The organism is Amycolatopsis saalfeldensis (genome assembly GCF_900110575.1).
Taxonomy (GTDB): domain Bacteria; phylum Actinomycetota; class Actinomycetes; order Mycobacteriales; family Pseudonocardiaceae; genus Amycolatopsis; species Amycolatopsis saalfeldensis.
The window spans coordinates 138,081-150,886 of record NZ_FOEF01000004.1 but is presented as its reverse complement, the minus strand read 5'-3'; the positions used below and the strand labels follow the sequence as shown (position 1 = coordinate 150,886).

Annotated in this window: 13 protein-coding genes; 4 read left to right on the top strand and 9 right to left on the bottom strand. The window is 73.1% G+C overall.

All coding sequences use genetic code 11. From position 1 onward, the window contains the following. Window positions 1-62: 62 nt before the first annotated feature. A complete protein-coding gene (locus BMY97_RS11515) occupies window positions 63-1,076 on the bottom strand; it encodes a DHH family phosphoesterase (protein WP_091616655.1) in 1,014 nt (337 codons plus the stop codon). Between the two features lie 25 nt (window positions 1,077-1,101). On the opposite strand from BMY97_RS11515, the gene BMY97_RS11510 reads away from it, so the two are divergent. Continuing rightward, entirely contained in the window at window positions 1,102-2,139 is a 1,038-nt protein-coding gene (locus BMY97_RS11510; RefSeq protein WP_177231286.1) for a TRM11 family SAM-dependent methyltransferase, read from the top strand. On the opposite strand, the gene BMY97_RS11505 is transcribed toward BMY97_RS11510, so the two are convergent. Further along, entirely contained in the window at window positions 2,136-3,470 is a 1,335-nt protein-coding gene (locus BMY97_RS11505; RefSeq protein WP_091616653.1) for an aspartate aminotransferase family protein, read from the bottom strand. The genes BMY97_RS11510 and BMY97_RS11505 overlap by 4 nt on opposite strands. Before the next feature lie 87 nt (window positions 3,471-3,557). On the opposite strand from BMY97_RS11505, the gene BMY97_RS11500 reads away from it, so the two are divergent. Then, the gene (locus BMY97_RS11500; protein ID WP_091616651.1) at window positions 3,558-4,439 is read left to right on the top strand and encodes a LysR family transcriptional regulator; all 882 of its coding nucleotides are present in this window, start codon (window positions 3,558-3,560) and stop codon (window positions 4,437-4,439) included. Window positions 4,440-4,464: 25 nt separating this feature from the next. Continuing rightward, window positions 4,465-4,848, top strand: coding sequence for a hypothetical protein (locus BMY97_RS11495; protein ID WP_245787269.1), 384 nt, complete (start codon window positions 4,465-4,467; stop codon window positions 4,846-4,848). Between the two features lie 21 nt (window positions 4,849-4,869). Here the strand turns inward: BMY97_RS11495 and BMY97_RS11490 are convergent, their stop codons facing one another. The 7 genes from BMY97_RS11490 to rimP all read right to left on the bottom strand — a co-directional run bounded on the left by BMY97_RS11490 (window position 4,870) and on the right by rimP (window position 11,720). Continuing rightward, complete coding sequence (locus BMY97_RS11490) at window positions 4,870-5,703, bottom strand: alpha/beta hydrolase (RefSeq protein WP_091616647.1); 834 nt, start codon at window positions 5,701-5,703, stop codon at window positions 4,870-4,872. A gap of 4 nt (window positions 5,704-5,707) precedes the next feature. Continuing rightward, complete coding sequence (gene rbfA / locus BMY97_RS11485) at window positions 5,708-6,184, bottom strand: 30S ribosome-binding factor RbfA (RefSeq protein ID WP_091616645.1); 477 nt, start codon at window positions 6,182-6,184, stop codon at window positions 5,708-5,710. Between the two features lie 27 nt (window positions 6,185-6,211). Continuing rightward, entirely contained in the window at window positions 6,212-6,505 is a 294-nt protein-coding gene (locus BMY97_RS11480) for a DUF503 domain-containing protein (protein WP_091616643.1), read from the bottom strand. A 71-nt stretch (window positions 6,506-6,576) separates the two neighbouring features. Beyond that, window positions 6,577-9,639: a translation initiation factor IF-2 gene (infB, locus tag BMY97_RS11475; protein ID WP_091616641.1), complete on the bottom strand. Its 3,063-nt coding sequence runs from the start codon at window positions 9,637-9,639 to the stop codon at window positions 6,577-6,579. A gap of 82 nt (window positions 9,640-9,721) precedes the next feature. After that, complete coding sequence (locus BMY97_RS11470) at window positions 9,722-10,108, bottom strand: YlxR family protein (protein WP_091616639.1); 387 nt, start codon at window positions 10,106-10,108, stop codon at window positions 9,722-9,724. A gap of 23 nt (window positions 10,109-10,131) precedes the next feature. Then, window positions 10,132-11,178 carry a transcription termination factor NusA gene (nusA, locus tag BMY97_RS11465; RefSeq protein ID WP_091616637.1) on the bottom strand — a complete coding sequence of 349 codons (1,047 nt, stop codon included), beginning with the start codon at window positions 11,176-11,178 and terminating at the stop codon, window positions 10,132-10,134. After that, window positions 11,175-11,720 carry a ribosome maturation factor RimP gene (gene rimP / locus BMY97_RS11460; protein ID WP_091617077.1) on the bottom strand — a complete coding sequence of 182 codons (546 nt, stop codon included), beginning with the start codon at window positions 11,718-11,720 and terminating at the stop codon, window positions 11,175-11,177. The genes nusA and rimP overlap by 4 nt, the downstream gene beginning before the upstream one ends. A gap of 134 nt (window positions 11,721-11,854) precedes the next feature. Between rimP and BMY97_RS11455 the strand changes: the two genes are divergently transcribed. Beyond that, a complete protein-coding gene (locus BMY97_RS11455; protein WP_091616635.1) occupies window positions 11,855-12,790 on the top strand; it encodes a ferritin-like domain-containing protein in 936 nt (311 codons plus the stop codon). Window positions 12,791-12,806: the final 16 nt, after the last annotated feature.

Genomic DNA, 12,806 nt, shown 5'->3' with positions numbered 1-12,806 from the left:
CGCGCAGCCGTGCGTACGCGCGCACCGGGTCGTTCAGGAAGCCGGCCTCGAACTGGACCGGCTCAGGCATTCCGAGGCCCCAGCAACGGCGCCCGCCCCAGTGCCCCGCGGAGCCCCGCCAGCACCTCGTCCGAAGTGCCCTCCATCGTGCAGCCGGCGGCCATCCGGTGTCCGCCGCCGCCGAACTCCGCGGCGGCCACCGACACGTCGACCCCGCCCGCCGAGCGCAGCGACACCATCCAGCGCGAAGGCCCGGCCTCCTTCAGCACCGCCGCGACGCCCGCCTCACGCGTCGCGCGCACGACGTCGATGACGGACTCGACCTCTTCACTGCGCACGGTTTCGGCCGCGGCCGAGCGGACCACGGCGTGCACGAATCCGAAGCCCTGCGCGGCATCCGGCTCCAGCCGCGCCTCCGCGAGCACCGCGGACAGCATCGGCAGCCAGGCGAACGGGTGATCGTCGACGATCCGCCGGGCCACCTCGCCGGGGTCGACGCCCGCCTCCAGCAGCCGCGCGGCGATCCGGTGCGTTTCGGGGCTGGCGCGCCGGAAGCCGCTGGTGTCGGTGACGATCCCGGCGTACAGGCAACGCGCGACCGGCTCGTCGATCGGCGCGCCCAGCGCCTCGATGATCCGCGTGACGAGCACCGCGGTCGCCTCCGCGCTCTCGTCCACCACGTGATGGGTGCCGTAGTGGGCGTTGGTCGCGTGGTGGTCGACGACCAGCACGTCACCGCCGGCCGCGCGGACGGCGTCGACCCGCGCCGCGAGCCGCCCCAGGCGCTTGGGCGTCGGGGTGTCCAGCGCGACCAGCAGCCGCTCCGACGGCGGCAGCGCGTCGGCCCGGGTCAGCAGGCCGCCCTCGTCGAGCCAGCGCAGCGTCTCCGGCGCCTCGTCGGGCTCGCCGAACGACACCCGCACGCTCGCCCCGCGCTGCTGCAGCACCCGGCCGAGCGCCAGCGCGCTGCCCAGCGCGTCCGCGTCCGGGCGCACGTGCCCGAGCAAGGTCACGTCGGTGGCCCCGGCCAGCAGTGCGACCGCGGCCTCGATGTCCTGCGCCAAAGTAGCTGTCACAGTGCGTCACGCTACGCTCTGCGGGATGCCTGAGTACGTGATCCTCGTGCACCCGTCCGCCAATCGGGTCTACGCCGCCTCGTCCCCCGCGCTGCTGCGCGCCGAGCTGGCGGTCTTCGGCGCGGCCGGGCTGGCCGCCGGGCTCTCGGACGTCGAGGAGGTGGAGCTGGGCGGCGTCGGGTACGTCAAGTTCACCAGCCCCGCCCCGCTGACCGGGGACGACCTCGCGCTGCTGTCGAACCTCTCCTCGCTGTACGCGCTGTTCGAACTAGGCGAGGGCGTGCTGCGCCCGGTCGCCGTGAAGCCGCTGGCGAAGACGGACTCGGACCTGCTCACGATCCAGAAGTACCCGGGCAAGACGAACGAGCAGTTCACCAAGCTGCTGCTCAACATCACCCTGCTCGCCACCGACGCGCCGGCCGCGTGGCCGAGCCGCCCGCTGCGCCTGCTCGACCCGCTGTGCGGCCGCGGCACCACGCTCAACCAGGCCGTGATGTACGGCTTCGACGCCATCGGCCTCGACGTCGACGGCAAGGACTTCGAGGCCTACGAAGCCTTCCTCAAGACCTGGCTGCGCACCAAGCGCGTGAAGCACACTGCCGACTCGGGACCGTTGCGGCGCAACAAGGTCCGGCTCGGGCGGCGGCTCGACGTCGAGTACGCCTTCGACAAGGACGCCTACCGCTCCGGCGACACGCGCCACCTCACCTTCTTCAACGCCGACACCCTCACCGCCGATGAGCTGCTGCGCCCGAACTCGGTGGACCTCGTCGTCACAGACGCTCCGTACGGCGTCCAGCACGGCAGCCACCGCGAAGCCGGCCTCGCCCGCAGCCCGCGCGATCTCCTGGCCGCCGCCGTTCCCGTGTGGACGCGGGTGCTGCGCCCGGGCGGCGCGCTCGGGATCTCCTGGAACACCAACGTCTTGCCCCGCGAAGAACTCGTCGCGGTGCTGAAGCGGGCCGGGCTGGAGGTCCGCGAGGGCGGGCCGTACGAGGAGTTCGCGCACCGCGTGGACCAGGCCATCGTGCGTGACCTCGTGGTGGCGGCCAAACCGGCCTAGAGGCGCGCGACCGCGTCGCCGATGGCCTCGTCGAGAATGGACAGACCGAGCGACAGCTCGTCCTCGGTGGCGGTCAGCGGCGGGGCGATGCGGAAGACCCCGCCCATGCCCGGGAGCTGCACGATGTTCATGTGCAGCCCCAGTTCCAGGCAACGGCGGGTGACCAGGGCGCCGAGCGCGTCGGAGCCCTCCTTCGTCTCCCGGTCGACGACCAGCTCCAGCCCGGCGAGCAGGCCGCGGCCGCGGATGTCCCCGACGACCCCGTGGCGTGCGCCGATCCGCTCCAGGCCCGCGCGCAGGAACGCGCCGAGGGCCGCGGCGCGCTCGTCGAGGCGATCGCGGGTGAGCACGTCCAGCACCGTGGTGCCGACGGCGGCGACCAGCGGGTCCGCGACGTGGGTGGTGAAGAACAGGAACCCGCGCTCGTGCGCCTCCTGCTCGATCTCCGCACTGGTCAGCACGGCCGCGAGCGGCAGCCCGGCGCCGAGCGTCTTCGACAGCGTGAGGATGTCCGGCACCACGCCGTCCCGCTCGAACGCGTACCAGGAACCGGTGCGGCACAAGCCGGTCTGGGCCTCGTCGAGGATCAGCAGCATGCCGCGCTCACGGCACTTGCCCCGCAGCGCCGCGAAATAACCGGGCGGCGGCTCGATCACGCCGCCGGAGCTGAGGATGGGCTCGACGATGCAGGCGGCCAGGTTGCCGGTCGACTGCGCGTCGACCAGGTCGAAGCCGAAGTCGAGCTGACGGCGCCAGTCGAGGCCCCCGTCCGGCGTGGTGAAGTCCGGCCGGTAGGCGTGCGGCGCGGGGATGGCGAGGTTGCCCGGCGCGGCGGGGCCGTAGCCCTTGCGGCCCGCGCTGTAGGTGGCGCCCGCCGCGCCCTGGGTCATGCCGTGCCAGGAGCGCGCGAACGAGACGATCTCGTGCCCGCCGGTGACGAGCTTGGCCATCCGGATCGCGGCCTCGTTCGACTCGGCGCCGGTGGTCAGCAGCAGCGCCTTCTCCAGCGGCGCGGGCAGCGTTCCGGCGAGCCGGCGGGCGAGGTCGACGACGGGGCGGCTCAGCATGCCGCTGAACAGGTGGTCGAGCTCCCCGACCTGGCGCCGGACGGTCTCGACGATCTCCGGGTGCGAATGCCCGAGGATCGCGCTCATCTGGCCGGAGGTGAAGTCCAGGATCCGGCGGCCGTCCTCGGTGTGGAGGAAGCTTCCTTCGGCGCGGCTGATGATCTCGCGGGTGAAATCGCCGGCGCCGGCATAACGGACCAGGTGGCGGTCGGCGTCGGCCCAGAAGGTCTCGGTGGACGACGGGGCGGAGGTGGGGGCAGCCATGGCTTCGACGGTAAAGCCGGGGCGAGCGTCACGTCCATCTCACGATTCCGGCTGTGCTGTTCGGGTTCGCCGAACAAGAATGGGCGGATGCTGAACCCCTGGCGGCTGTCGCTGCTCAGCCGGCTCGACTCGCTCGGCACCATCCGCGCGGTCGCGCAGGCGTCGAACCTGAGCCCGTCGAGTGTGTCCCAGCAGCTCGCCGTGCTGGAGGCGGAAACCCGCACCCAGCTGCTGGAACGCACCGGCCGCCGGGTCCGGCTGACCCCGGCCGGGCTGGTGCTGGCCCGCCGCGCGCGGGCGGTGCTGGACCACATGGAGACCGTCGAGGCGGAGCTGCGCAGCCTCGGCGACGAGCCGGTGGGACGGGTGCGGCTCGGCGCGTTCCAGAGCGCCGTGCACTCCCTGGCGGTGCCGGCCGTCACGCGGCTGGCGGGCGCGCACCCGCACCTCCAGGTCGAGCTGCTGGACCTGGAGCCGCACGAGAGCCTGCCCGCGCTCCGGGCCGGCGACGCGGACATCATCATCACCACCACCGACTTCGTCGAGCAGCCGCTGGGCCCGGACGTCGACCTCGTGCCGCTGACCACCGATCCGGTGGTGCTGGTGCTGCCGCCCGGGCGGGCCGGGCGGGGGCCGGCGGACCTCGCCGCCTACGCGGGCGAGTCCTGGGCGTTCGAGAAACCCCAGTCCTACATGGCGAACCTGGCCACCCGGCTGTGCCGCGAGTCGGGGTTCGAGCCGCGGGTGGTGTGCCGGTTCAGCAACTACCTGCTGACGCTGCAGCACGTCGAGGCCGGCCTGTCGATCGCGCTGCTGCCCGGCCTGGCCGTGGACCCGCGCTTCCGCGTCACGACGCGGGAGCTCACGGTCCCGGTCACCCGCACGATCACCGCCGCCGTCCGCCGCGGCTCTCCCCCACGTGCCGCCGTCAACGTGGTCCTCGACGCCCTTCGCACGCGCAGCGCGTGAAGCCGAGCCGCAGTACGCTCCGCGGGTGATCAAGAGAATGGCTCTCGCGACCGCGATCCTCGCGCTTTTCGCCGGCCTCACCGCCTGCTCGAATCCCACCGGCAAGTCCTGGGCCATCAGCTACGAGCTGACCGCCGGGAACTCCGGGACGGTGACGAAGCTGGCCTACGCCGAGTCCGTCGACCGGTACCAGGACAACGTGTCCCAGCACGAGCTGACCGGCCCGCTCGGCTTGCCGTGGAAGCTGGACGTCGTCGTCAGCGCGGGCCAGGACGCCAAGGTGACCGCCACCCCGTCCGGCGACGTCGCACTGACCTGCCGGATCCTGCTGGACAAGACCAAGGAACTGGCCAAGACGACGGCCGCGGCCGGGCAGCCGGTCACCTGCGCCAAGAAGACCGACAGCTGATCCGTCCACTGTGGATGGACGCTACAGGCGTTCGCCGACGAAGCGCAGGGCGTCGGGAAGGACGCCGCGCCAATAGGAATCCGTGTGGGCGCCCGGGGTGATGCTCGAGGTGACCGGGCCGGCGCGGTCGATCAGGCGGCGGTTCGCGGCCAGGAACGGGTCCGAAGCGCCGCACCAGACGCCCAGGGTGCCCGGCGGCAGCTCGTCGAGGTGTTCCAGCGGTTCGGCGGCCTGCCACTGGGCTTCGGCGGCGAACACACCGCGGGCCTTGGCCTCGGACCAGGTGCGGAAGAGCGCGGCGCTGCAGGTGGCGACGGCGGTCAGGTCACGGCGGCGGCGGGCCAGGTCCAGCGCGCCGAACCCGCCCATCGAGATGCCGAGCACGCCGGTCACCGGGCGCAGGTCGCTCGCCTGGAGCCAGCCCGGGACCTCGTCGGTCAGCAGCCGCTGCGGGTCGTCACCGGTGCCGTTGCCGACCCAGTAGTGGTCGCCGTCCACGGCCGCGACGGCGAACGGCCTCGCGCCCGCGTGGACCAGGTCCGTGAGCATCTGCGGCACGCCCAGATCGAGGAACGTGCGCGCGTTCGCCCCGCGGCCGTGCAGCGCCAGGCAGACCGGCAGGCCCGAGGCGGGCACGCCCTCGGGCGCCATCAGCACCAGGTCGACGTCCCGCCCGCGCGCGGCCGAGTGCCGCCGCTGGATCGTGACCGGCTGGGTCAGCGCCGGCGAGCCGGCGGGCGGGCTGAGCGGGGCCGGAGCACCCACCGGGGCGGCGCGCCCGGAGCAGGCGGCGACAAGCGCCGCGGTGCCGCCGAGCAGCACGCCGCGTCGCGAGACATCGGTCCCCCACCGCATCGCTTCAGCCCCGGGTCTCCTCTTCCGCGAAGTCCTCGTCGTCTTCGTCGACGCGCGGCGCCTTGTACGGGTCGCTCTCGCCGGCGTGCTGCGCGCCAGCCGAGCGGCGGGCCACCTCGGCGTCGGCCTCTCGGGCCTTGGCCAGCAGCTCCTCGATCCGGCGGGCGTCGTCGGGGATGCTGTCCGCGACGAAGGCGAGGGTCGGGGTGTAGCGGACGCCGGTGCCCTGACCGACCTTGGTGCGCAGCACCCCGCGCGCGGACTCGAGCGCCGCCGCGGCACCGGTGAAGTCCGGCTCCGCGTCGAGGCTTTCGCCCAGCACCGTGTAATAGACCGTGGCATCGTGCAGGTCCGCGGTGATCTTGGTGTCGGTGATCGTCACCGAGTTCAGCCGCGGGTCCTTCACCTCGTGTTCGATGGCGGAGGCCACGATCTGCGAGATCCGCTTGGCGAGCTTACGGGCCCGAGCCGGATCGGCCATGGAACTTCCCCTTCTGGCAGTGCTTGTCTAATCGTCCGGGCCCAGCAGCCGGCGGTGCGCCGACAGCAGGACGAACTCCGGTCGCGAGGCCACGTACCGCTCGCACGAGTCGAGCACGTCGCGGACGTGTTCGCCACCCGCGGCGACGACGGCCACCCCGATCAGGGCGCGCCGGTGCAGGTCGAGATGCCCCGCCTCGGACACTGACACGGCGAAGCGCTTGCGCACCTCCGCCACCACCGGCTTGATCACCGAACGCTTCTGCTTCAACGAATGGATGTCGTCGAGCAGGATGTCGAGCTCCAAGGCGCCGACGTACATAGGCAGTGAATGTTGTGCCGTTCCGGCCGGGTCCGGGGTGCGGCGCGAACCGCACCCCGAACCCGGAGCCGTTACGAACGGGGCTTCTCCCGCTGCTCGTAGGTCTCGATCGAGTCGCCGACCTTGATGTCACCGTACGAGCCCAGCGTCAGACCGCACTCGTACCCTTCACGGACCTCGACCACGTCGTCCTTGAACCGCCGCAGCGAGCTGACCGGCAGGTTCTCCGCCACGACGGTGCCGTCGCGGAGCAGGCGGGCCCGGGCGTTGCGCCGGATCTCGCCGGACATGACCAGGCAGCCGGCGATCGTGCCGATCTTGGAGGACTTGAAGACCTCGCGGACCTCCGCGCGGCCCAGCTCGACCTCTTCGTACTCCGGCTTGAGCATGCCCTTCAGGGCCTGCTCGATCTCCTCGATCGCCTGGTAGATGACCGTGTAGTACCGGACGTCGACGCCCTCGCGGGTGGCCCGCTCGGTCGCCTTGCCCTGGGCCCGGACGTTGAACCCGAGCACGATCGCGTCGGACGCGGTCGCCAGGTCGATGTCCGACTCGGTCACGCCACCGACACCGCGGTGCACCACGTTCAGCTCGACGTCTTCGCCGACGTCCAGCTGCAGCAGCGCCGCTTCCAGCGCCTCGACGGTACCCGAGTTGTCACCCTTGATGATCAGGTTGAGGCTGCTCGTCTCCTTCAAGGCGGAGTCGAGGTCCTCGAGGCTGACCCGCTTGCGGCGCGACGCGTTGAGCGCGTTGCGGGTGCGAGCGGAGCGGCGCTCGGCGATCTGCCGGGCGACGCGGTCCTCGTCGACCACCAGGAAGGTGTCGCCCGCGCCGGGCACCGAGGTGAACCCGATGACCTGGACCGGACGCGAGGGCAGCGCCTCGGTGACGTCCACGTTGTGCTCGTCCACCATGCGGCGGACTCGGCCGTACGCATCGCCCGCGACGACGGAGTCGCCGACGCGCAGCGTGCCGCGCTGGACCAGCACCGTGGCCACCGGGCCGCGGCCGCGGTCGAGGTGGGCCTCGATCGCGACGCCCTGGGCCTCCATGTCCGGGTTGGCCCGGAGGTCCAGAGCGGCGTCCGCGGTCAGCAGGATCGCCTCGAGGAGACCATCGATGTTGATGTTCTCCCGCGCGGAGATCTCGACGAACATGGTGTCGCCGCCGTACTCCTCGGCCACGAGGTTGTACTCGGTGAGCTGCTGCCGGATCTTGTCCGGGTTCGCGCCCTCCTTGTCGATCTTGTTGATCGCGACCACGATCGGGGCCTTGGCGGCCTGCGCGTGGTTGATCGCCTCGACCGTCTGCGGCATGACGCCGTCGTCGGCCGCCACCACGATCACCGCGATGTCCGTGGAGTTGGCGCCACGGGCACGCATGGCGGTGAACGCCTCGTGGCCCGGGGTGTCGATGAAGGTGATCAGCCGCGGGGTGCCCTCGAGCTCGGTCTCGATCTGGTAGGCGCCGATGTGCTGGGTGATGCCACCGGCTTCACTCTCGCGCACCTTCGTCTTCCGGATCGTGTCCAGCAGGCGGGTCTTACCGTGGTCGACGTGACCCATGATGGTCACGACCGGCGGCCGGACCTGCAGGTCCTCCTCGCCACCGGCGTCGTCGCCGTAGGTGATGTCGAACGTCTCCAGCAGCTCGCGGTCCTCCTCCTCGGGGGACACGACCTGGACGACGTAGTTCATCTCGCCGCCGAGCAGCTCGAGGATGTCGTCGGACACGGACTGCGTCGCGGTGACCATCTCGCCGAGGTGGAAGAGCACCTGCACCAGCGAAGCCGGGTTGGCGTCGATCTTCTCGGCGAAGTCGGTCAGCGAGGCACCACGCGGCAGCCGGATCGTCTCGCCCTGGCCCTTGGGCAGGCGGACGCCGCCGACGCTGGGCGCCTGCATGTTGTCCATGTACTCCTGGCGCTTCTGCCGCTTCGACTTGCGGCCCTTGCGCGAGGGGCCGCCGGGGCGCCCGAAGGCACCCGCCGTGCCGCCACGGCCACCGGGGCCGCCACGACCGCCGCCGCCGCGGAAACCGCCGCCGCCGGCCGGGGCACCGGTACCACCGCCGCCACCGGGACGGAAACCGCCGCCACCGGCACCGCCGCCGCCACCCGGGCGGAAGCCGCCACCGGCGCCACCGCCACCGGGACCGCCGCGGAAGCCACCGCCGCCGCCACCGGGACCGCCACGGGCGCCGCCACCGGGGCCACCACGGGCTCCGCCGCCAGGACCGCCGCGGGCGCCGCCACCGGGACCGGCCGGACGCTGGGTCCGGCCCGGCATCATGCCGGGGTTCGGGCGCGGGGGCATGTTGCCCGGGGTCGGCCGGTTGCCGCCGGCGCCACCGCCGGGACGCGGCGCGGGCCGGTCACCGCCGCCACCGGCACCGCCGGGACGCGGGGGCCGGTTGTCGCCGCCCTGGCCGGGGCCGGGACGTTGCGGCGGGCGCGGGGCCGGGGAACCGGAACCGACGCCGAACGGGTTGTTGCCGACCCGCGGGGTGCGCGGGCCGGGCTTCGGGCCACCGGGCTTGGGGCCCTGCGGCCGCGGCGGGACGACCGAGCCGGACGCGCCCGAAGACGCCGCGGCGGCGTCCTGCTTCGGGGCGGGCTTGGCGGTCTCGTTCGGGACCGGCGCCGACGGCGCGGCGGGCTCGGCCTTGGCGGCCGGCACCTCACGCACCTCCGGAGCCGGGGCGGGAGCGGGCGTGCGCGGGCCCGGCCGGGGGCCGGGACCGGGGCGTCCGCCGCCCGGCTGGGCCGCGGGGCGCGGCCCGGACGACTGCGTCGCGGGAGCGGCCGGGGCCGCCTTCGCGGCAGGCGCCTGCTGCTGGTTCTGCTGCGGCGCGGGCGTGGCGGGCTGGGGGGCCTGCGGGGCGCTCGGGGCAGCGGTCGGACTCCCGTTTCCGGCGGGCGCCGCGGGGCGGGCCGGCGGTCCGGGAGTGGGTGCGGGCTTCTTCCCGCCCTTGGCGGGGTACGCGTCGCGCAGGCGGCGGGCGACCGGCGCCTCGACCGTGGACGACGCGGACTTCACGAACTCGCCCTGCTCCTTGAGCTTGGCGAGAACGTCCTTGCTGGTGATGCCGAGCTCTTTCGCGAGCTCGTGAACACGGGCCTTGCCTGGCACAGCTCTCCTCATCTAGGGGAGGCCAGGCGGTGAAGACACCCGCTGACCTCGTCCTTATTGTCGCGCGTTCATGGCTTCAGCTTCACGGCTGACTCATGACGGGTCGACCTGCTTCCTTGATTCCTGTCGGTTCCGGGTACGTCCCGGTTCCGGTCTCCGCGGTTCGCGCTGTGAGAGCGGTCAGCGCCGGGTGGTGGTGCAGCCCCGCCGCGTCGAGTACTCCCTGGGCTTTGAGTGCCCGGGGGAACGCCCGCCGCCGCTCGGCCTTGGCCAGACAGCCCGGCCCGGGGTGCAACCACGCTCCCCGGCCCGGCAGCCGCCGACGTTCGTCGACGACCAGCCGCCCGTCCACCGCGACCACTCGCAGCAGCTCGCCGATCACGGCCCGCGTCTTGCACCCGACACACGTGCGTACCGGGGAACCCGGGTCACACTGGGGGTCGGCTGCCCGCCGCGGGCCTTGAACCATCTCAGAGTCTAGCGCTTCGACCTTCACTCAGCCGAACCGGTTGTCGCGGCGGGCCGCGCCTGCCCGGCGTGGTCTTGATCACCCTCGCCCTCGGCGGGCGCCGAGTCGCTGCGGATGTCGATCCGCCAGCCGGTGAGGCGGGCGGCGAGGCGGGCGTTCTGCCCTTCCTTGCCGATCGCGAGCGAAAGCTGGAAATCGGGCACCACGACCCGCGCCGTCTTCGCCCGCTCGTCCACGACACGTACGGAGACAACCTTCGCGGGCGACAGCGCATTCCCGACGAAGCGGGCCGGATCCTCGGAGTAGTCGATGATGTCGATCTTCTCGCCGGCCAGCTCGCTCATCACGTTGCGCACGCGCGCGCCCATCGGGCCGATGCAGGCGCCCTTGGCGTTCACCCCGGCGATGGTGGACCGGACCGCGATCTTGCTGCGGTGCCCCGGTTCGCGCGCCAGCGCGGCGATTTCGACGGCGCCGTCGGCGATTTCCGGGACCTCGAGGGCGAACAGCTTGCGCACGAGGTTCGGGTGGCTGCGCGAAAGCATGATCTGCGGCCCGCGGTTGCTGCGCGAAACGCCGACCACGTACGCCTTGATCCGGGTGCCGTGCTCGTAGGACTCCCCCGCGACCTGCTCGGCCGAGGGCAGCACGCCCTCGGTGTCGCCGACCTGGATCACGACCATGCCGCGGGCGTTGGCGCGCGCGTCCCGCTGCACCACGCCGGCGATGATCTCGCCCTCCTTGGCGGAGAACTCGCCGAAGGTCTTCTCGTGCTCGGCGTCGCGCAGCCGCTGCAGGATGACCTGGCGCGCGGTGGTGGCGGCGATCCGGCCGAAGCCCTCGGGGGTGTCGTCCCACTCCTCGTCGACCTCGCCCTCGGGGGTGAGGGTGTGCGCGAGGACGCGGACGAGGCCGGTCTTGCGGTCGATGTCGATGCGGGCGTGCGCCTGATGGCCCTCGGTGTGCTTGTACGCGGTGAGCAGGGCCGTCTCGATGGCCTCGATCACCGTGTCGAAGGGGATGTCCTTGTCCCGTTCGATCGCGCGCAGCGCGGCGATGTCCACGTTCACTTCGACTCCTCCTTCGGCTCGGTCTGGCCGGCCGCGGTGCTCTGGCCGGACGCGTCTTCTTCCAGCAGTTTCAGGTCTTCCGCCGGTGGTTGCTTGAATTCGATCTCCACCACGGCCTTGGCCACGGACGCGTAGGCCACGTCCTGGAGGCTGCCGCCGGCGAGCACGCGCGCGGCCTCCTGGCCGGCGTGCCCGACGCGGGCGACGTACTCGGCGCCCTCGGCCGGGGTGATCCGCACCAGGCGGAACTTGGCGCGCCGCCAGTGCCGCGGCTGGGTCAGCGGCCGGTCGAGCCCGGGCGAGGTGACCTCGAGGGTGTACGCGCTCGCGAGCACGTGCTCGTTCTCGTCGAGCACCGCGGACACCTTGCGGCTGACCTCGGCGACCTCGTCCAGCCCGATCCCGTCGTCGGAGTCGACGACGACCTTCACCAGCTGTCGCCGGCCGGCCTGCTGCACCTCGAGCGAATCGAGGTCGAAACCCGCGGTGGTGACGGCTTCGGCCACTAACGGCTCCAGCCGGCTGGCGAGTTCGTTGGGCACGTGGAGCACTCCTGTTCGGCGGTGGTGACGCGGGCTGGTCACGACGGTGGTCGGTGGTGGACCAGCTTATCCTGCGACCCCGCCGGGACGCGCGAGCGGCGGTGCCGGTGCCGGGCCTGGCAGGATGGGCCGACGTGACCGCAAGACCGACCGACCTCAGCCGGCGCTCCGTCCTGCGCCTCGGCGCCGTCGCCGCCGTGGCCCTCCCGCTCGCCGCCTGCACGACGGGCACCGACGAAACCCCGGACCCGCTGGCCCCGCTGCTGGCCGCCGCCCAGGCGGACGCCGCGGCGGCGCGCAAGCTCGCTTCCGGCGCGGGCGGCGACGTGGCCGGCCAGATCGCCGACGCCCGCGCCGCCCACGCCGCCGCCCTGAAGCCCGAAGTGGACCGGCTCAACCGGCCGCAGCCCAAGACCACGCCCGCCCCCGCGCCCGAGCCGGCGGACCTGTCCGGCTTCAAGGACCGGCTCGCGGCCGTCCGCAAGCAGGCCGAGGACCTGGTGCCCACGCTGCCCGCCTACCGCGCGGGGCTGGTGGCATCGGTCGCCGCCGGCTGCGCGGCGCTCCAGCGCGTCGCGCCGTCGATCGGCCGGGGCGACGACGCCCAGCCGATCGCCGCGCCGTCGGGCAGCGTGCCCGCCGAGGCCGTCGACCCGCTGCAGAAGGCGCTGGCCACCGAGCACGCCGCGCTCTGGGTGTACGGGCTGGTCACGGCGTTCCTGCCGGCCGACTTCGGCGACGCGCTCAAGAGCGGCCGCGCCGAGCACACCGCGCGCCGCGACGTGCTCATCCAGGTGATCACCGCCGCGGGCAGCACGCCGGTGGCGCCGGAGGCCGCGTACGTGCCGGCCAAGCCGGTCACCGACGCCGCTTCGGCCGCCTCCGTGGTCGCGACCGCCGAAGCCGACTCGGCCGCGGCGTGGCTCGGCGTCGTGAACCGCACCGACGACAAGGGCGTCCGCGGCATGGCGCTTCAGGCGCTCATCGCGGCCGCCCGCCGCGGCACGCCGTGGCGCCAGCAGGCCGGCGAGAAGCCGACCGCGATCGCGTTGCCCGGCCAGAGGTCCTAGCCCGGCGGATGCCGCG